We start from the raw sequence: 19,477 nt of genomic DNA, 5'->3' as shown, positions 1-19,477 counted from the left end.
TGTACGCGTTTTTTATCTGGCTGAACAGTAAACTATTGGGTGATGAATTCACACTCTTCACAGACCACCGACCACGGTGCCCCCTCACATTCTGCAGGCACCACCTCATCCGAAAGTACTGCTCACAACGCTGAGAGCCGCTACGAGCTACCCCCGATTCCCGGCCCTAAGTACGAGCAGGTTATCCACTACATTGAGCAGCGCTATATTATTCCCGGCAAGCCCGGCGATAAGCTGCCCACCGAGCGCATGATTCAGCAGAACTTTGGGGTGAGCCGCCAGACGGTTCGTAGCGCTCTAAAGGTTCTGATTGAACGCGGCCTGCTCTACAACCTGCAGGGCTCCGGCACCTATGTTGCCGAGCGCACCGACGCCACCTACATTCCGCGCGTGGGCACCTTCGTTGATGATATGCGCCGCCGCGGTTTTGGGGGCTCCACCCGCATGATTGCGACCCGCTGGATGGACGCCACCGAAGAAATCTCCACCCATCTGTCCGTGCCGGTGGGCGAGCAGGTGCTGTTCGTGTGCCGTCTGCGTCTTGCCGACCGCGAAGTTATTGGCTTTGAGCGTTCCTACTTTGTGAAGGCTGCTGCAAGCAGCACCCTGGACACTATGATGGCGGAAATGTCCGGCGCTTCAAGCTCCTTCGACCAGCTTGCTGGCATCCCCAACGCCATTAAGCACGCCCGCGTACGCATCAGTGCAGCACTCTTCACCGACGCCGACGCCGAGGCGTTCAACCACCAGGTTCCCGTGGGCGAGGCGGCGTTCAAGGTCTGCACGACCGGCTACGCCGAAGAAGGTAGCCCAGTCGAGTACTCAGAGACCCTGTATCTTGCCGATGCCTACTTCTACGAGATGATTCTCTAGCATCTGCCTTTTTCTCTTGTGATGATAGTGTGAAGGGCGGTGCCCCAGTAGATTGTTCTACCGGGGCACCGCCCTTTTGAGATATCAGCTCTGAAATACTGCGAGCCTTATGCCGCCTGACGCTCCGCAGTCTCAACCACGTTCACCAGCAGCTCCGCGCGGGTCATCGGACCCACACCGCCGGGGTTCGGAGAAACCCAGGATGCCTTCTGCGCAGCCTCCGGGGAGACGTCGCCGAAGAGCTTCTTTTTGCCGGTCTCCGGGTCCTCAGCGCGGGAAACACCAACGTCCAGCAGGATTGCGCCGTCCTTGACCTGGTGAGCCTTCAGCACGTGCGGAACACCCACAGCAGCGACAATGACGTCAGCCTCGCGCAGTACCTCGTCCAGGTTCTCGGTACCGGTATGCGCCAGGGTTGCGGTCGCATTCACCTCGCGGCGGGTCAGTAGCAGACCCAGCGGGCGGCCCACGGTAATGCCGCGGCCGAGCACCACAACGTTCTTACCGTTCCAGTCGATACCGTGGCGCTTGACCAGCTCAATGACACCGTTAGGGGTGCAGGGTAGCGGGGAATCGAGCGGCTCAGAAACGTTCAGCACAAGCTTGCCGAGGTTGGTCGGGTGCAGGCCGTCAGCGTCCTTCTCAGGGGCGATACGCTCCAGCACGCGGTTCGTGTCCAGGTGCTTGGGCAAGGGCAGCTGCACAATGTAGCTGGTGCACGCCGGGTCATTATTGAGCTTATCGATCTCTGCGTCGAGCTCCTCCTGGGTGATGTCACCGGGCAGGTCCAGGCGGATGGAGTTAATACCGATCTCTGCACAGTCGCGGTGCTTAGCGCCCACGTACGAGCGAGATGCCGGGTCGTCACCGACCAGGACGGTACCCAGGCCGGGAGTAATACCCTTAGCCTTGAGCGCCTCGACGCGCTCCTTCAGCTCCGCCTTAATGGCTGCGGCGGTTGTGTTACCGTCTAGAATCTGAGGCATTGTTTTCCTTCCATAGGTTGTGGCGGGTTCGCCGAAACGGACGATCTATGTGTTGGGTTCTAGGGTGTGTACCTAGCAGGTACCGCTCCCCTGCTACATCCTTCAATGGATGTAGCAGGTAGAGCGGCAAAAGTAAGAGGGCGAAATAACCCCGTCCGCTCAGCATCCATTGGGAATATTAAGCGAACGGGGTCATTCATGGGTCTACCAGTTCTCGCTGCCCTGGTAGAGGGGGTACTTAGCGCAGAGTGCATCAACACGGGCACGCAGAGCGGCAATATCCGGGTTCGGCAACAGCACCGAAGCGATAATGTCAGCTACCTCGGTGAAGCCCTCAGCATCAAAGCCGCGGGTTGCCAGCGCGGGGGTACCGATACGCAGACCGGAGGTCACCATCGGCGGGCGCGGGTCGTTCGGCACAGCGTTACGGTTAACGGTAATACCGGCATCATGCAGCAGATCTTCTGCTTCCTTGCCATTGAGGGCATGGTCGCGCAGGTCAACGAGCACCAGGTGAACGTCGGTACCGCCGGAGGCGATCGCAACGCCTGCGTCCTTCATGTCCTGCTGTAGCAGGCGGTTCGCCAGGATCTGTGCGCCCTCAACGGTACGCTTCTGACGGTCCTTGAACGCGTCAGATGCGGCAACCTTGAACGCGGTAGCCTTCGCAGCGATCACGTGCATGAGCGGGCCGCCCTGCTGACCGGGGAACACTGCGGAGTCAATCTTCTTCTTCAGCTCCTCGGTGCAGAGGATGAAGCCGGAGCGGGGACCGCCCAGGGTCTTGTGCACGGTGGAGGAGACCACGTGTGCGTGCGGGACGGGGTTCGGGTGCAGCCCCGCAGCCACCAGGCCGGCAAAGTGAGCCATGTCCACCCACAGGTACGCGCCGATTTCGTCAGCAATCGCGCGGAACGCAGCGAAGTCCAGCTGACGGGGGTATGCGGACCAGCCGGCAATAATGACCTTGGGGCGCTCAGCCAGAGCCAGTTCACGCACCTGCTCCATGTCAACGCGGCCGGACTCATCCACACCGTACGCCACAACGTTGTACAGCTTGCCGGAGACGTTCAGCTTCATTCCGTGGGTCAGGTGGCCACCGTGTGCCAGGGACAGACCCATGATGGTGTCGCCGGGAGTCAGCAGTGCGTGCATGACGGCGTTGTTCGCCTGCGCACCGGAATGGGGCTGAACGTTGGCGTGCTCGGCGCCGAAGAGTTCCTTCACGCGGGAAATAGCGAGAGACTCAACAATATCGACGTATTCACAACCACCGTAGTAGCGGCGGCCTGGGTAACCCTCAGCGTACTTGTTGGTCAGTACCGAGCCCTGGCTTTCGAGGACGGCACGGGGGACGAAGTTCTCGGATGCAATCATCTCGAGGGTGTTCTGCTGGCGCTTGCGCTCCAGCTCAATGGCTTCTGCAACCTCGTGGTCGAGGTCGGCGAGGGGCATCTCGAGGATCTTCTGCTCGGACATTACGCTCCTGGGAGTGTTTTTGCGTTATCTTTGGTCGCTCATCATTGAGGCTGCCGCGGCGTACGCCGGGCGGTCTTCAGGAGGCGTCGGGCGCCTCCAGTTGAAAACCCTGAATGAAAAAATATGAGCTACACCTCATAATACCGTAAAGCCCGCTTTCCTTCGAGAAGGAAAACGGGCTTTACAAAGCATCACGATGAAGTTTTTACGCCGCCACAGCAGGGCATATAAACCGCCCTTTAGGCTTATCGGCGACAGCTAAGAGGGCCTACACGCCCTATGCCTGACGCAGGATAGCAGAAGCATACTCCAGGTACGCCTCACGAGCGCTCTCCTTCTTACCGCCAGCCACCAGCTGGGTCTGCACCACGTAACCGGTCAGCACGGACAGCACCGCGGCACCGATAACGGTCAGCCACTCTTCAAGTTCCTCTTCGGCGAAGTCCAGCTCAGCGGCACCCCAGGCGCGGTAGCGTTCCAGGGACTGATCGCGCAGGTAGCTCAGCTGTTCAGACACCACGGTCGCCAGCTGCGGCATTGCCACAGCCTCGCCCCAGGTGACGAGCAGGTGACGGCGAATCTTGGGGGTGTCCAGCACCTTCAGGCACCCGAACACGTAGTCCCAGGGTTGTTCGGCGCGGATGCGGTCGAAAGGCGCCATGTCCATGCGGGCTGCCGCCAGGATAATCTCATCCTTGGAGGAGAAGTGGTTATAAATCGCTCCAGCAGACAGGCCGGTGGCCGCAATAATGTCGCTCATCGAAGCCTTCTGATAACCGTGCTTGATGAAGCATTCGCGGGCGGTCTCTACAATCTGAGAACGCCTGTTCTTTTTGTATTCTTCGCTGACTTTAGGCACACCCTAATCCTAGCGAACTTTTGGCCAATCCATACGTATCATGGTCACCATTGACGCACTCTTATGCGCAAATCCCGTGCAAAATAGAGCAAAAATTCTATAAATACGGTTGCACATAATACGGATGCACCATCGCGGATGCCCCAACACGAATATCCCAGGTGGAGAGCATGAAAAAGCGGGGCATCCCAGGCTCCCCGAAGGTTCACCCCAGAATACCCCGCTCACAGCGGGTAGCTCAGCGCATGCTGAGCCCGCTACACATTTTTAGTGGAAGAAGTGGCGGGTACCGGTCAGGTACATGGTCACGCCAGCATCCTTAGCCGCTTCGATAACTTCCTCGTCGCGGATCGAACCGCCCGGGTGCACAACGGCACGCACGCCAGCGTCCAGCAGCACCTGCAGGCCGTCAGCGAAGGGGAAGAACGCATCGGATGCGGCAACCGCACCGCGGGCACGCTCGTTACCTTCACCGCCAAGAGTGTTCGCACGCTCCACCGAGAGCTTGCAGGAATCCACGCGGTTCACCTGACCCATGCCGATGCCCACAGCGGCACCATTATCGGCAAGCAGAATAGCGTTGGACTTGGGCGAACGCAGTGCACGCCACGCGAACTCGAGGTCGCGCAGGGTTGCCTCATCAGCTGCCTCACCGGCAACCAGGGTCCAGTTCTTCGGGTCGTCGCCCTCAGCCTGCAGGCGGTCAGCTTCCTGGAAGAGTGCGCCACCGGAAATGGGGCGGTACTCGATGGCCTCGCGGGCAAAGTCCTCGGGCAGAACCAGCAGGCGCAGGTTCTTCTTCTTGCGCAGAATCTCCAGCGCCTCGGGCTCAAAGTCGGGAGCCACAATCACCTCGGTGAAGATGCCCTTGACGGTCTGAGCCATAGCGGCAGTCACCGGGCGGTTAGCAGCAATCACGCCGCCGTATGCGGACAGCGGGTCGCAAGCATGCGCCTTCGCGTGAGCGTCCGCAATCGGGTCAGCCGCACCGGGGGTTGCCACGGCAATACCGCAGGGGTTATTGTGCTTGATAACGGCAACAGCAGGCTCGTCGAAGTCGTAAGCGGCACGCAGAGCAGCGTCAGCATCAACGTAGTTGTTGTAGCTCATCGCCTTACCGTGCAGCTGCTCTGCCTGAGCAATGCCGGGGGCAGCAGCGGGGTAAGAGTACAGGGCAGCACGCTGGTGCGGGTTCTCGCCGTAACGCAGGGTCTCGCTGCGCTCGAAGCCCAGGCCGGCGTACGGGGGCCAGAAGTTAGCGTCCTCATCCTGCAGGAACTGGGATGCAGTCCAGGTAGCCACAGCGGTATCGTATGCGGCGGTGTGGGCGAATGCGCCAGCAGCAAGGCGGCGGCGCTCATCCAGGCAGAAGCCACCGTTCTTAGCAGCCTCAACGGTGCGCGCGTAGTCGGCGGGGTCCACCACAATGGCCACAGCGTCGTGGTTCTTCGCCGCAGCGCGAACCATCGAAGGGCCACCAATATCGATCTTCTCAATGATGGCGTCCTGACCGGCACCTGAAGCAACTGTCTCAACGAAGGGGTACAGGTTCACGACCACCAGGTCGAATGCCTCAACATCCAGCTCGTTGAGGGTGTCAATGTGCTCCTGCTTGCGGCGGTCAGCCAGAATACCGGCGTGGATGCGCGGGTGCAGGGTCTTCACGCGGCCTTCGAGGCACTCGGGGAAACCGGTGACTTCGGTGACCTCGGTGACGGGTACGCCTGCTGCCGCGATAGTGGATGCGGTGGAGCCGGTGGAGACCAGCGCGACGCCAGCCTCGTGCAGGCCGCGGGCGAACTCCTCCAGACCGGTCTTGTCGTAGACGGAAATGAGGGCGCGGCGCAGGGGCACGCGATTGAGCTCAATGAGAGACACAAATACTCCGATGCTTTAGACGTGCACGCCGGATCTCGGCGGCACAGCTGGTGGATGGACGTAGCCTGCCAGAATAGACAGGATATGTGTGGGGGTATTCCCCGCCGTTGTGCACCTTCCCCTCATGGGTACTCGGGTGCCACAACGGAACGTGTGTGGGCAGCGGGGTTTGAGCTCGGCTCATTCCGCCGCGGATTATTGAGTAGGCGGATTTAGCTGTCGGATGCAGCGCTATGGGATTCAGCCAGGGATGCGATGGTCTGCACAAGCAGGCGGCGCTCCTGCACCTTAATGCGTTCGTGCAGGGTCTCTTCGGTGTCGTCATCCAGAACGGGCACTGCCGCCTGGGCGAGGATGGGGCCGGTGTCAACGCCCGCATCCACAAAGTGGACGGTCAGGCCGGTAATCTTCACACCGTGCGCCAAGGCATCACGCACGCCGTGCGCACCCGGGAAGGAGGGTAGCAGAGCGGGGTGGGTGTTAATAATGCGGTTGCTAAAACGCTCGACCAGCTGCGCGTCAACAATGCGCATGAAGCCAGCGAACACAATGTAATCGGGGGTGTAGGAAGCGATCTTTTCTTCCAGCGCGCGGTTCCAGGAGGGGCGGTCGGCGTAGTTGCCGGGTTGCACCAGGAAGGTGGGTACACCCGCCGCCTGGGCACGTTCAATGCCCAGACAGGGCTTGTCGGCACCCACTGCCGCAATGTCGAGGGGAAGCTCGCCCGCTGCTACAGCGTCGAGGATGGACTGAAGATTCGTTCCGGATCCGGATACCATAACCACAATTCGCACCCCACTAGTATAACCCGTCTCACACTCTTATCCAAAGGGAGTAAGAGGTTCACAACACACCCAAAGCCCAAAGGCGAGCACAAAGAAACCCCGGCGGGACAAATCCTCACAGGGGTTCACCGGGCGCAAACTCAACAGGTCGCTAACTCAATAGGTCACGGGCAGACGGGGCGGTACCCTTATAGGTATGTCTACTCCCCCGCAGAACACTCCGAACGACACCCCGCAGCAGCCCACCCCGAACAACGGTGCACCCCAGAACCAACATGTTCCGCCGCGAGCGCCTCAGCAGGCACCGCAGAACATGATGCCGCAGCCTCGGGGACCTCAGGGCAAGAAGCCGCGCAAGCCCATCGACCCGGGTGAACAGCAGAGAGCAAATATTCGCACCGCGTTCATGCTCATTGTTGCCGCGCTGGTGATTTTTGCGGCGTCTTCCTTCGTGCTCTCCACGATGCCGCTTTTCTTGGCGCTCTTCCTCTTCGCGCTCGCCGGCATCACCTTGAGCATTATTGCGATCGTGCGCACCGCAGTCTACCGCGGCCCCTGGTTCTTCTACATTGCCGCGGGCGTCAGTATCATCTACGGCGCCATGACTCTGCTCGGCGGCATGGGCCTCGCCTTCATACCCGGCGCGCAGGAATACCGTGAGTGCCGAGCCTCCGCACTAACCCAAACCGACAGGTACACCTGCGATGAGAAGTTCCAGGGCACGATGGACAAGCTCACCGGCGCGTCCAGTCCTTATTCCGCGCGCTAAGAATGCAGTGCGCTAGTTCTTCTCGCGCGCGTTAGAACCATGGCCGCTAGAGTCCTGGGACTTCGAGGAGCTGACATCCAGCGGGGACAGCTCCACGGTAGACGCCTCATCGGTCACCAGCGGAAGCACGCCGGTCTGGCTACGGACCCCAAAGATGCGCTTCATCGCCTGATCAGCAGAGAGAACATCCAGCTCGCGATCCACAAAGTCGCGCTCTGAATCATTCTTCTGCTTCTTGCGTGCCGCCTTAGCTGCCTTCTTCGCCTCGCGCTTCTGCTCACGCTCATACGCACGGTGGTCGCCGGCACGATCCCGAGCAGAATCCTGCGCTGCGGCGGGCTGCTCAAGACCAAAGCCGAAGTACGCCATGATGCGGCTCGCGCGACCCTTCGAACGCGGCGCCTGCTCTGCGGGCTCTTCGACAGCGCCCTCACGCTCAACTACTACAGGTTCAGTAGCCTCGTAGACGGGCTCCTGAATCAGCTCGCGGGTCTCCTCATCGGAGGGGTCATGAGCGTACAGAGCGGAATCATAGGCAGTGTGTTCATAAGTAGCGTGCTCGCTGGAGGCAGGCTCAACAGATGCTTCGATACTCTCGTAATCCTCAGCATGCGCAGAGTCCAGGTCACCGACCTGCTGAACGGCCTCAATAGGCTCGTACTCCTCAGCGGAGCTCTCTTCAGTAGTAGCTTCTTCGGAGACAGAATCCTGTGCAGCGTTCGCAGTGGATTCTGCTTCTACAGGCTCTTCAGCTGCCTCTTCGCGCTCTGCAATAATCTCAGCGAAAGCGTCCGCCGCCGCACGCTGCGCTAGCTGCTCAGTTGCCTCCACCGGGACGGCAACCACAGGCTCCTGCGGATGCACCGGAACATGACCGGTCGCCACCTCAGATACAACAGACTGCTCAGATACCATAGACAGCTCGGCCTCAACAACGTTCTCAGAAGTCTGCACGCGTGCCACCTCCTCAGCTTCACGCTCTGCAGCTTCACGTTCGGCGGCTTCCTCAGCCTCACGCTGCGCACGCTCCGCGCGCTCCTGGGCACGCTGCTCACGACGCTGCGCAAAACGCTCACGACCCCGTGCAAAATGCTCACGGGTCGAGGCAGTAAAACTCATCAGACGCTCACCCAGGTTCGGGCTCTCATCCGCAAAACGAGGCAGCTCACGACTGCTATCCGGCACCAGGGCGCGGCTCAGCAACATACCGAAAGTCACGCCTGCACCCACAGTCAACGCGGTATGCACCGCAAAGGTCAGCGGCTCAGCACCAACCTCCGTAAAACGGCCAATACCCAGAGAACCGTACGAAATCCAGCCCAACCATAGGGCACCAAACGAGGTCAGAATACCGGTCATCACGCCCAGCACCACGGCAGAAATCAGCGCAGACAGCGGGCGGAACGGAACCTTCAGAGCAACCCACTCATCCAGGTGATCCTCACCCTCACGCAAGAACCACCAGCCAGCAATCGCACCGGCACCCAGCGGCACCAGCAGACCCACCAGACCGAATGCACCCATCGACTCGGGCACAGCACCCAAAATCGGAAGGATCGGCAAAGTACCAGCATCACTACTGGTCAAACCAACCGAGGTGCCCGCACCAAAAGAGAAACCGGCACCGGTCGACCATGCCATCGCATAAATCACCAGGTTTGGCAAGAAACCCAGCTGCAGCAGAGTCACCGCAGTATCACCCACAGCACCCGCGTGCAGCTCCTGGTAGGTGGCAATAATCTGCGACCAACCCGCCAAAATACCGATGCCCAAAAGCACCGCACCCAGACCAATCAGCGCAACAAAAGCAACCACCGCAGCACGCACCACAGCCCAGGCGTACGAACCCGCCCAACGCGAATACTGACTCATCTGCGAAATCTGTTCCGCGGTATCAACCCCCACCATGCGCGAGAGCGAACGCGCCTCACGGTAGCCGCCCCACATCAGACCAGCCACCACAATACCCAAAGGCACCAGGGCAGCATTCAACGCATGAAGAGGCTGCGGATGCGGGCTCGCCCAACCGTACATCGCCGAACTAATCAGCGCATAGGTGACCGAACCAGACAGCACCGGAATCAAAAACTCGCCCTCATACGAGGCGCGCGCCAGGCGACGACCCGAACGATAACAGAGCATCAGAGGCAGAATACTCAAACCCAGAGGCACCAGCGTCATCGTGCCGGTAGAAGCACCAAAAGCTGCCGTAAGGTCTAAAGGAACACCGTGAATCAGAAGCCACAGGTGCGCCGACATGGCGGCCACGGAGGAGAACTCCATGTCGCCAAAACCCTTGGTCGCCCACACGGCAGACATCGCCGCAAACACTGCAACAGCAGAGCACAGGGCAGTAACAATTAGCTCAACAACACCCTGAAGCCACAGAGGCATGGGCATGGAATAACGCGAGATAGGTGAGGTGCTTTTCATCGTCCTTCAATCATGCCACGAATTAACAACGAAACCCGCCTTCGAAATAACACTCAAAAGCGGGTTCTCACAACTATTCGCACAGGGATGCACGCAAGGACGCGTATCCGGCAAAGTTTTACTCCTCAGTCCACGGGTTGGAAGCCTGAACACCCCAGGCGCGGTACACCTGAGCTTTAGAAGAAATCAGCTCCAAATCATAAGCACTCGCGCTCGCCGCCATCAGACCCTCCAGGGCGGCGGTAGGCAACGGACCGGCATCATCACGACCCACGGCATGCACGCCGAGCGGCGCCTGACGACCAGCCCACTCGAGGCTCACACGCGCATCCACATTAATAACGTGGTCGCCAAATCGCTCAAGAAGTTCGGTAATCCAACGATCAGTTTCCGGGTAGGGGTACAGACCCTTCAGCTCGCCAATACTCAGCACAGAAATGTACATATGTCGGAACGAGCGGCGGCGTAGAAAAGCGACCACGGCGGGGTCAGGATCCGCCTTACGGATCTCTGCCAAAACGTCGGAGTCCAGGAGCATACCGGAGAAATTCATACTCCTAATGCTACGCTACACGCAGACCGGCGTACTCAATAGCGGGGATACCCTCGGGGTTCGGCAGAAGAAGGAAGTTCAGGAACTCGTCGCGCTTAGAAGAAATGCGGGAGTAATCGTCAATGCTGACTGCGGTGTATCCGCCTCGCGCGGGGACAGCTGCGGCACGCAGGCTTTCCTGGTAGGAGCGGGAGGGGTTCAGAGAGATTGCTGCTTCGGTTGCAGAGCCGTTGTACATATGACAACCTGCGCCGTGAGTGGCGCGATCCTTTCGCGTTGCTCTTGTCTGTACCAATTACCTCCGGTTATTCCGGTGGTGAATACAAACCGCTTCGTCATCCGAGCCACCCGTGAACATGGGGTTGGCGTTCGACCATAGTCGGAGCTTATCAGTCGAAACTCTTGAAGCTGGGTTTAGCTTACAGCATCTTCTCAAGTTAAGTAAAGCGTTTTTTGAAAGAGATTTAGAGTATTAGCATTTTGGCTTGTGAGAACGTTTTAAATGGAGGAAATTTTGATACTATGCGGAATGTCTTATGTGAATACCGGTGTTTTTATGCATTAAAAACTCCCCACCAAAAATACGAAATACGCCCCATACCACCGCTCAATAGTCGCCCCAGCCACCAGCTGCTATCAAATGACCGGCGACAAGGCACAAACCCACACGATACGCGATAATGAGCTGGTGAGCGCCAACAACCCCTTCCCCGAAATTCCCGTCACCGTACCGCAGATCATTCGCCAGGCTGGGCACCGCACCTACCAGCGCGGTGTCACCTACCAGCGCAACCGCGAAGTCATCCGCTACAACTACGACGAAGATGAGCACACCCTCACCGGGCTCGTCAACGGAAGTACCATCATCCCCTACGAAGTGACCGTTCGCTTCTTCCCCGCCGTCAGCGGGTCCGCAACCTTCACCGCCCGTTGCACCTGCCCCGTGCTCACCGATTGCAAGCACGCCGTAGCACTCATGCTCACCGCGCTCGACCGCGCCTCCGTAGCGAAAAAGGCACTCAGCGAACACCCCGGACCGGTCGGCGTGCCCGCGACCAACGCTAAGGACGTGGTAGAGGTGAAGAAGTCCGCCGATCCGCTCGCGGCACTGCGCGCCTCCGGTGCACTCACCACCGCGGCGAAGCTACCCGCACCTGAGGTGGAAACTACCGAGCCCGAAAACCCTCAGGGAAGCTTTGCGCTCAACGACCTGGGATCTTCCCCTACCGTGCTCGATAGTTCCATCTCCAAGATTTCTGCCTGGCGCCGTAACCTTTCCTCCGTTCTTTCCGCACGTCAGGACCTTGCGGGCATTGACTCCATACGCGTGAGCGGCGCCCTGGATTTCTCGCTGAGCGTCTCCGGATCCTACGCGCGCGGCCGCAATATGCCCGGCGCAACCCCCAGCATTAACCTGCTCGCCCGCCCGCTCATGGCGTCCAAGACCGGGCGCTGGATCAAGGGCGGACTCAGCTGGGAAACCTTCGCCTCCAGCGTGGGCGGACCCGTCGGACGGCACGAAATCTACCCCGAACACGAACGATTCTTCGCCGAGCTCTACTCGATTGCCCGCCCCTGGCAGAACATGTATTCCTCACACCGCGACTGGATCTCGATGAGCGCATCTGCATCCACTCTGCTCTGGGACGTACTCGCCCGCGCGGAGGATATTGGTCTACCCCTGCTGATCAAAGGTCGCGAAGTGAACTACGCCGTACTGAGCCCGGCGCAGGTGCGCCTGCACGCCAGCGCTGAGAAGCACGCAGAAGGCGCCGGCCTGCAACTTCAAGCGGCGCTCAGCTGGGAAGGACGCGAAGGCGAATTGCTGCGCCAGCTCTGGCTGCCCGCCGCACACTGCCACCCCATCGGCACCCCACGTACCGGTTTCTTTGCCCTGGGCGGGCTCGCTCAGCAGGAGTACGAGCAGGCGGCAAAGGCGGTGCACTGGAAAACCACCCGCCCCGGCGCGCTGGATGAAGTGGGCCGCGAATCTTTCGTGCAAAAGGACGCGCGGGAGGTATCTGCTGAGCTCTCTGCCCCGACCATCAACCCGGCGCAGAATCACCACGCACAGATTAACCCGGCACAGGGTGAACGGGTGCGTTCCTCCCCCGCCGTACCGGAACTGCCCGAGGGTATGGAGCTGGCGCTTATCCCCTTGGTCGAGCCACTCGATGCCGCCTCCGAATCGCTCATTAGCGCCGGAACCGTGCATATTCCCGCCGCGGAACGCGCCACGTTCCAGAAGGAATACCTGCCCGCGCTCAGCCGTTCTATTCCCTCGCTAACCCCCGATCCAGCGCTGGGGCTGCCGCGCGTGAAGCCGCCGCATCTGGTGCTTGACATCAGCTTTGACAAGCAGGTACGCCACGACGCACAGCTGAGCTGGCATTGGGAATACCCGTTGAACCCCTTCGTTGAGGACAGCACCGAGGAGGCAAGCGCGCAGAATCCTGCGGCCGGTTCCGATGTGCAGTCCCTGCCCGTTTTCGGTTACCCCGGTGAAGAGGGTGGCGAGGTTCGCGATGAGCGTTTTGAGGCGCGCGTACTGCGTTCGGTGCGCGCCATTCTTGCCGCCCACCCAGCACTTTCCGGGCTGGAGGAGCGCCGCATCGAAGGGTGGGAAACCCGCGAGTTACTCAGCGCAATTCTGCCGAAGCTTCGCCGTGTTTCCGCTGTTCAGGTACGTTTTAACGGCACCCCGCCACAGTTCGTGGAGGCAACTGACGCGCTCATTGAAATCATCGTGAGCGAGGGCAATTCTCGCGACTGGTTCGGCCTGGGCATTGCGGTAAAGGTCAATCATTGGACCGTGCCATTCGCACAGATTTTTGAGGCGCTAGATCGCGGGGCGGACCGTATCCTGCTCGGTAACGGCACATACTTCTCGCTGCGTCGACCCGAGTTTAAGACCCTGCGCACCCTCATTGCGGAGGCTCGCGAACTCGACGACGCGGGCGGTGAGCTACGCATTAACCGCCACCAGGCGGGGTTGTTCTCTGAACTGGAGTCACTGGCGGCGAGCGTACATACGACCGCGCGGTGGGATGCCCAGGTACGTTCGCTACTGGAGCTGGTTGAGGGCCTGGAGGATGCCAAAGAGAGCACTGAAAAACCCTCTGACAAGGGAACTCAGGATTCCCCCGCATCCCAGAAGGCTTCCGGCTGGGTTATTGCTCACCGCCCGGTACCCACCGGTCTACAGGCGACCCTACGCCCCTACCAGGTGGAGGGTTTCCAGTGGCTGTCGTTCCTGTACGAGCAGCGTCTGGGCGGTATTCTCGCCGACGATATGGGTCTGGGTAAGACCGTGCAGGCTCTCGCCCTGCTCGCCCACGCAATTGAGGAGCATCGTGCAGTCTCCGAACGTGCCGCAAAGCGCGGCGAGAGCATCGAGCCGTTTATGCCTTTCCTCGTGGTTGCGCCGACCTCCGTCATCACCAATTGGGCGGCGGAGACGACACGCTTCCTGCCCGAGGCAAAGGTCGTGACTATTACCGAAACCACCGCCGGTAAAACCCCGCTGGCTGAGCGCATCGCTGGGGCACACCTGGTACTGACCAGTTACACGCTGCTACGCATGGACGAGGACTCATACACCGGTTACGCCCGCACGCTGGGCCGCACCGTTGATGAATTCACGGGCGAGCAGTCCGCCCCCGAAGGCTGGGGTGCGCTCCTGCTGGACGAGGCGCAATTCGTCAAAAACACCGGCACCCGCGCCTGGTCCATCGCCCGCGCAATGCCCGCCCGCACCAAGATTGCGATGACCGGCACACCCATTGAGAACAACCTCATGGAGCTGTGGGCGCTGCTGGCAATTGTGGCGGACGGCCTGTTCCCCTCCGCCCGTGCGTTCCGTGACCTGTACGCTCGCCCGGCGGAGTCCGGTGAGGACCCGGCGCACGCCGCGGCGACGGCTGCTCGTCTGCGCCGGCGCATCCGCCCGCTCATGCTACGCCGCACCAAGGAGCTGGTGGCAGCAGAGCTGCCGGCGAAGAACGATACGCGCGTGAACCTGCCGCTGGCTCCCGGTCACCGCCGCATCTATGACACGCATCTGCAGCGTGAACGTCAGAAGGTGCTGGGTCTGCTGGAGGATATGGACAAGAACCGGTTCACGATCTTCCAGTCGCTGACCCTGCTTCGCCGTCTGGCGCTTGATGCCGCGCTGATTGACCCAGAAGCCTACGCCGGGGTGTCGTCGGTCAAGCGCGACTACCTGGTGCAGCAGCTACCCAACCTGCTCGAGAAGGGCCACCGCGTGCTGGTGTTCAGCCAGTTCACCGGCTATCTGAAGAGCATTTCGGCACGCCTGGCGGAGGAGGGCATCGGTCACCTGTACCTGGACGGTTCGACCCGCAACCGCGCCGAGGTCATCGAGGCGTTCACGAGCGGTCAGGAGCCAGTGTTCCTCATTTCGCTTAAGGCTGGCGGTTTCGGCCTGAACCTGACCGAGGCGGACCACGTGTTCATCATGGATCCGTGGTGGAACCCCGCCGCCGAGCAGCAGGCGGTGGACCGTATTCACCGCATCGGCCAGGACAAGGAGGTGCATGTCTACCGTCTGGTCGCCGAGGGCACGATTGAGGAGAAGGTCATGCAGCTCAAGGACTCGAAGGCTGCGCTCTTCGATGCGGTGGTCGGTGAGGGCGAGTTCGCCTCCGCGGCGGTGACGGCTGAGGATGTGCGTGAGCTCTTTGCGCCGGGTGTCGAACGGTAGCCGCCCCCAGCCTGAGCGGTAGCCCTCGATCCTGCTGATATCTCTGGCACCCGTCATTTTTCGTCACTTGGTTACGCCTCGGGCTAGATTCACACCCGATTCTGCTGCGGCCCTTCTCAACCGGAGGCTCTGAAGCGTAGCCTTGTAGGACTACTTACGGAGGCACCGCCTCCCCCATAGATTCCAAAGGAGCACCATGAGCTACAACGTACCCAACGTAAAGTTCAACGACGGCCGAACCATTCCGCAGCTGGGCTACGGCGTGTGGCAGGTTGAGGACGAGGTCGCCGAGAAGGTTGTAGGCACCGCCCTGGAAACCGGCTACCGCCATATCGACACCGCCGCTATCTACGGCAACGAGGCGGGGGTGGGCCGCGCTATCGCTAACTCCGACGTGGCTCGCGAAGATATCTTCCTCACCACCAAGCTGTGGAACTCTGACCAGGGTTACGAGAGCGCTTTCGAGGCCTTCGAGGCTTCCTTGGAGAAGCTGGGCACCGACTACGTTGACCTATACCTGATTCACTGGGCTAAGCCGCAGCAGGGCCTGTACCTGGATTCCTGGCGTGCGCTGATTGAGCTACAGAAGCAGGGTAAGGTCCGTTCCATTGGTGTTTCGAACTTCCCCGAGGAGCAGCTGCGCGAGATTATCGAGGAGACCGGCGTGGTTCCGGTCATCCACCAGGTTGAGCTGCACCCCTACTTCTCGCAGGAGGCGCTGCGCGCCGTTCACGCTGAATACGGCATCGCAACTCAGGCGTGGAGCCCGCTGGGCAATGGTAGCGACCTGCTGCAGAACCCCGTGCTGGCTGAGATTGCGGAGCGTCACGGCGCAACCCCCGCGCAGGTCGTGCTGGCGTGGCACCTGGCTAAGGGCACCGTGGCTATCCCGAAGTCCGTGACCCCCTCCCGTATTGAGGAGAACCTGGCGTCGGTGAACGTGAAGCTGACTGCCGAGGACATCGCGGCTGTGGATGCGCTTTCCAGCCCCGAGGGTCGTATTGGCGCTGACCCGGCGAACATTGATTTCTAAGATATAGCCCCGGCCTAGAGTTTAAAATTCACGTCATTAAAGCCCCGACAGGCACAGATAGTGCTTGTCGGGGCTTTATTGCGTTCTCAGGATTAAGTTTTAGCGAACGCTCGTTCTCGGATTGGAGTTCTCGGCTTGGATAGCTTTTCTACAGCTATCCTTAGCGAGCGCCCGGCAGCTTATCTTTCGCCGCTAGTCCTCGTCCTCCACCAGCAGGGAGAGGGAGATACGGCGGCGCGCCGGGTCAACCTCCACCACGCGCACCTGCACGATGTCGCCGCTGCGCACAATATCGTGCGGGTTCGCCACGTAGCCGCGGCTCATCTGCGAGATGTGCACGAGGCCGTCCTGGTGCACACCAATATCCACGAACGCGCCGAATGCCGCCACATTCGAGACGGTACCTTCGAGCACCATGCCGGGGCGCACGTCTTCGAAACGCGAGACAGACTCGGAGAATCGAGCGGTGCGGAAGCTACCGCGCGGGTCCAGGCCGGGGCGGCGTAGCTCGGTGAAGATGTCCTCGACCGTGTACACGCCGGCGGTGGCTTCCGCGCTCTCCGGCACGTGGCTGTCCTGTTCGTGACCGTCCTGCACGTAGTCGGCGGGATTCAGCCCGGCAAGCGGGCCGCTACCACCCGAAGTACCCAGGGCGCCAGCAACCCAGTGGGCGCCATTGCATGCCTGCGCATCGGCAATAATGCGGCGAGCGAGCGGGTAAGCTTCCGGGTGCACCGCGGAGGCGTCCAGCGGCTCCTCACCACCGCGAATGCGGATGAATCCTGCCGCCTGACGGAAGGTTTTCGCGCCCAGTCGCGGCACATTCAGCAGCTGCTGACGATTCGCGAAGGGACCGTGTTCGGTGCGGTAGGCGACAATGCGTTCGGCGGTTGCGGTACCCACGCCCGCCACGTGCGCAAGCAGCTGCACGGAGGCACTGTTGAGGTTCACACCCACGGCGTTCACACAGTCTTCGACGGTGTCGTTGAGGGCGCGGCGCAGGGCGGCGGGCGGCACGTCGTGCTGGTACTGGCCCACGCCGATGGACTGCGGGTCGATTTTGACGAGCTCGGCGAGCGGGTCCTGTAGGCGGCGAGCAATGGAGACGGCACCGCGTACGGTCACGTCGTAATCGGGCAGCTCGGCGGCTGCGAGGGCGGAGGTGGAGTAGACGGAGGCGCCCGCCTCAGAGACGGTCACCTTCTGGGGTGCTTCTGCGCCTTCCTCACGCAGGGTGCGGATTAGTTCACTGGCGAGCTTGTCGGTTTCGCGGCTTGCGGTGCCGTTGCCGATGGCGATGAGTTCCACGCCGTGCTCGCGGCAGGCGGCGGCAAGCTCGCGCAGGGCTTCTGCCCACTGGTTGCGCGGGGCGTGCGGGTAGACGGTGCCCACGCACAGCGGCTCACCGGTGCCGTCGACCACAGCGTATTTCACGCCGTGGCGCAGGCCCGGGTCCAGGCCAAGGGTGGTTTTGTGGCCGGCGGGTGCGGCGAGCAGGATATCGCGCAGGTTGGAGGCGAACACCTCGGTGGCGTTCTGCGCGGCGGTATCGAGTAACTGGTGGCGGATGCGTTCGGCAAGGCGCGGGCGCAGGTGGTTGCGCCATGCGGTGCGGACGGTGGCGGCGAGCCAGCCGAGTACGCGGTCTTCGTCATCGACGGTGTTGAGCACCTGCACGGGGATGCGTAGCGCGGCGGCAACTTCACGCTCGTATGCAGAACGGACGTTCTCGTAATTTTCGGCGGCGGCCTCAGCTTCGGCGCGGGCGGCACCACGCAGGCGGCTGAGCGCCACGGGGGCTGGTGCCACATCCACCTTGAGACGTACCACGCCGGCGTCTTTGGCGCGGTGCAGCGCCAGCACGCGGTGGGGCGGAATGGAACGAATACGGTCCGAGAAGGCAAAATAGTCGGAGAACTTCGCACCAATGTTTTCCTGACCGGCAATTACGCGGGACTCGATCACACCGCCTTCACGCAAACGCTTGAGGAGCTTTTCGCTCAGCACCGGGTCGGTGATAGCGCAGTCAATCAGGATCGCGCGGGCACCGTCGAGGGCCTCTTCGGCGCTGTGAATCTGCAGGGCTTCGTCTGCCTCTGCAGCCTCAATACCCTCGTCCTCGTCCTCAGACTCGGTGCCGTCGGTAATGTAGGCGGCGGCAATGGCATGCGCCTCGGCGAGGGGCACCTCCAGCAGGTCTTCGACGAGGGAATCAAGCCCGGCGGCACGCGCCATCTGGGCGCGGGTCACGCGCTCACTACGGTAGGGGGCGTAGATGGCGTTTACGTCTGCGATGGTGGCGGCGTTCATGAGCGAGGAACGCAGCTGTAGCAGGGTGAGCGGGTCGATGAGGCCTTCGTCGGCCCGTTCGGTGAGCGCTTCGAGCACGCGGTTACGGCGCTCTTCGAGGGCGCGGAGCTGGCCCAGGCGCGACTGGATGGTGCGCAGCTGGGTGTCGGTGAGTGCGCCCGTTGCTTCTTTGCGGTAGCGGGCGATAAAAGGTACGGAGTTGTCGGCGTCGAGTAGCACCACGGCTGCGCGGATGCGGTGCGGCGCAATGCCGGTTTCTACGGCGAGCACGTTCATAAGGTGCTCGGCAGGCTGCTCAGCTGTGCCGCCGGTTTCGTGTTTTTTGCGGTGCGCGGTTCGGCCTACGGCGTGGTCGGTATCTTGGCCAGCGCGTGGGCGGATGCTACTCGGGAGGGGGTGTTCGCTCATCCCTCCAGTTTCGCATATTTCGCCGCGGGTCATGGGTTGACCGGTGATGCTGAGGGTAGAGTCAGCGCGGGGCGTATTTTGCATGTCTTTGCGGGTGCGGGTAAACGTATTTTTCCACCGCATCTTCTAGTGCAGATTACGAGTCTTTACCACATTTTGCCCTGTGGGTGCGCTCAACTTTGTCATCTTTCCGCAAGAAACCGTTTTAAGGGTGCATATATTTGAATAGTGCTAAGTTTCAGCGATAAATTTAGATAAAAGAGCATATTTTTTAAAAAAATATCTCGCATTCGTGCAGATAAGTGGCGGCCTCACATCACGCAAACACCCTTATCTGCGTGCATACGTTCAGGGGTTCGGCGGCACGGTACGACAAGGTGCTGCCACA

At 60.9% G+C, this 19,477-nt stretch carries 13 protein-coding genes and 1 riboswitch; of the genes, 4 read left to right on the top strand and 9 right to left on the bottom strand.

Annotated features, from left to right (window positions below; all coding sequences use genetic code 11):
• Positions 1 to 39 precede the first annotated feature (39 nt).
• The gene (locus tag QFX05_RS05830; protein WP_371568571.1) at positions 40 to 873 is read left to right on the top strand and encodes a GntR family transcriptional regulator; all 834 of its coding nucleotides are present in this window, start codon (positions 40 to 42) and stop codon (positions 871 to 873) included.
• A gap of 107 nt (positions 874 to 980) precedes the next feature.
• Here QFX05_RS05830 and QFX05_RS05825 read toward each other — a convergent pair whose 3' ends face one another.
• The 5 genes from QFX05_RS05825 to purN all read right to left on the bottom strand — a co-directional run bounded on the left by QFX05_RS05825 (position 981) and on the right by purN (position 6,854).
• Complete coding sequence (locus QFX05_RS05825; protein WP_279741726.1) at positions 981 to 1,859, bottom strand: bifunctional methylenetetrahydrofolate dehydrogenase/methenyltetrahydrofolate cyclohydrolase; 879 nt, start codon at positions 1,857 to 1,859, stop codon at positions 981 to 983.
• Between the two features lie 204 nt (positions 1,860 to 2,063).
• Positions 2,064 to 3,338: a serine hydroxymethyltransferase gene (gene glyA / locus QFX05_RS05820; protein WP_279741724.1), complete on the bottom strand. Its 1,275-nt coding sequence runs from the start codon at positions 3,336 to 3,338 to the stop codon at positions 2,064 to 2,066.
• A 277-nt stretch (positions 3,339 to 3,615) separates the two neighbouring features.
• Complete coding sequence (locus tag QFX05_RS05815; RefSeq protein WP_279741722.1) at positions 3,616 to 4,197, bottom strand: TetR/AcrR family transcriptional regulator; 582 nt, start codon at positions 4,195 to 4,197, stop codon at positions 3,616 to 3,618.
• A 267-nt stretch (positions 4,198 to 4,464) separates the two neighbouring features.
• The gene (purH, locus tag QFX05_RS05810; protein WP_279741720.1) at positions 4,465 to 6,075 is read right to left on the bottom strand and encodes a bifunctional phosphoribosylaminoimidazolecarboxamide formyltransferase/IMP cyclohydrolase; all 1,611 of its coding nucleotides are present in this window, start codon (positions 6,073 to 6,075) and stop codon (positions 4,465 to 4,467) included.
• Positions 6,076 to 6,287: 212 nt separating this feature from the next.
• Complete coding sequence (gene purN, locus QFX05_RS05805; protein ID WP_279741718.1) at positions 6,288 to 6,854, bottom strand: phosphoribosylglycinamide formyltransferase; 567 nt, start codon at positions 6,852 to 6,854, stop codon at positions 6,288 to 6,290.
• 202 nt (positions 6,855 to 7,056) lie between these two features.
• Between purN and QFX05_RS05800 the strand changes: the two genes are divergently transcribed.
• Positions 7,057 to 7,629 carry a 4-hydroxyphenylpyruvate dioxygenase gene (locus QFX05_RS05800; RefSeq protein WP_070686196.1) on the top strand — a complete coding sequence of 191 codons (573 nt, stop codon included), beginning with the start codon at positions 7,057 to 7,059 and terminating at the stop codon, positions 7,627 to 7,629.
• A gap of 12 nt (positions 7,630 to 7,641) precedes the next feature.
• Here QFX05_RS05800 and QFX05_RS05795 read toward each other — a convergent pair whose 3' ends face one another.
• The 3 genes from QFX05_RS05795 to QFX05_RS05785 form a co-directional block, all read right to left on the bottom strand.
• Positions 7,642 to 10,023 carry a cell division protein PerM gene (locus QFX05_RS05795; RefSeq protein ID WP_279741716.1) on the bottom strand — a complete coding sequence of 794 codons (2,382 nt, stop codon included), beginning with the start codon at positions 10,021 to 10,023 and terminating at the stop codon, positions 7,642 to 7,644.
• A gap of 157 nt (positions 10,024 to 10,180) precedes the next feature.
• Complete coding sequence (locus QFX05_RS05790) at positions 10,181 to 10,615, bottom strand: PIN domain-containing protein (protein WP_070686192.1); 435 nt, start codon at positions 10,613 to 10,615, stop codon at positions 10,181 to 10,183.
• A gap of 10 nt (positions 10,616 to 10,625) precedes the next feature.
• Positions 10,626 to 10,853, bottom strand: a complete 228-nt coding sequence (locus QFX05_RS05785) for a hypothetical protein (protein ID WP_005506796.1) — start codon at positions 10,851 to 10,853, stop codon at positions 10,626 to 10,628.
• A gap of 35 nt (positions 10,854 to 10,888) precedes the next feature.
• A riboswitch (SAM riboswitch) is annotated at positions 10,889 to 11,023 on the bottom strand.
• Positions 11,024 to 11,255: 232 nt separating this feature from the next.
• Here QFX05_RS05785 and QFX05_RS05780 point away from each other — a divergent pair.
• The gene (locus QFX05_RS05780; protein ID WP_279741711.1) at positions 11,256 to 15,338 is read left to right on the top strand and encodes a DEAD/DEAH box helicase; all 4,083 of its coding nucleotides are present in this window, start codon (positions 11,256 to 11,258) and stop codon (positions 15,336 to 15,338) included.
• 196 nt (positions 15,339 to 15,534) lie between these two features.
• Complete coding sequence (locus QFX05_RS05775) at positions 15,535 to 16,371, top strand: aldo/keto reductase (RefSeq protein WP_279741709.1); 837 nt, start codon at positions 15,535 to 15,537, stop codon at positions 16,369 to 16,371.
• A 192-nt stretch (positions 16,372 to 16,563) separates the two neighbouring features.
• On the opposite strand, the gene QFX05_RS05770 is transcribed toward QFX05_RS05775, so the two are convergent.
• Positions 16,564 to 19,089: a Tex family protein gene (locus QFX05_RS05770; RefSeq protein WP_279741708.1), complete on the bottom strand. Its 2,526-nt coding sequence runs from the start codon at positions 19,087 to 19,089 to the stop codon at positions 16,564 to 16,566.
• Positions 19,090 to 19,477 lie beyond the last annotated feature (388 nt).

It is taken from the genome of Rothia similimucilaginosa (assembly GCF_029850875.1).
Lineage (GTDB): Bacteria > Actinomycetota > Actinomycetes > Actinomycetales > Micrococcaceae > Rothia.
This window is presented reverse-complemented; position numbering and strand designations above follow the sequence as displayed.

What these genes read in the sequence shown, in the direction of transcription:
- QFX05_RS05825 (WP_279741726.1), bottom strand. Translation starts at nt 1,859, where the DNA reads ATGCCTCAGATTCTAGACGGTAACACAACCGCCGCAGCCATTAAGGCG.
- glyA (WP_279741724.1), bottom strand. Translation starts at nt 3,338, where the DNA reads ATGTCCGAGCAGAAGATCCTCGAGATGCCCCTCGCCGACCTCGACCAC.
- purN (WP_279741718.1), bottom strand. Translation starts at nt 6,854, where the DNA reads ATGGTATCCGGATCCGGAACGAATCTTCAGTCCATCCTCGACGCTGTA.
- QFX05_RS05800 (WP_070686196.1), top strand. Translation starts at nt 7,057, where the DNA reads ATGTCTACTCCCCCGCAGAACACTCCGAACGACACCCCGCAGCAGCCC.
- QFX05_RS05795 (WP_279741716.1), bottom strand. Translation starts at nt 10,023, where the DNA reads ATGCCTCTGTGGCTTCAGGGTGTTGTTGAGCTAATTGTTACTGCCCTG.
- QFX05_RS05790 (WP_070686192.1), bottom strand. Translation starts at nt 10,615, where the DNA reads ATGAATTTCTCCGGTATGCTCCTGGACTCCGACGTTTTGGCAGAGATC.
- QFX05_RS05785 (WP_005506796.1), bottom strand. Translation starts at nt 10,853, where the DNA reads ATGTACAACGGCTCTGCAACCGAAGCAGCAATCTCTCTGAACCCCTCC.
- QFX05_RS05780 (WP_279741711.1), top strand. Translation starts at nt 11,256, where the DNA reads ATGACCGGCGACAAGGCACAAACCCACACGATACGCGATAATGAGCTG.
- QFX05_RS05775 (WP_279741709.1), top strand. Translation starts at nt 15,535, where the DNA reads ATGAGCTACAACGTACCCAACGTAAAGTTCAACGACGGCCGAACCATT.
- QFX05_RS05770 (WP_279741708.1), bottom strand. Translation starts at nt 19,089, where the DNA reads ATGAGCGAACACCCCCTCCCGAGTAGCATCCGCCCACGCGCTGGCCAA.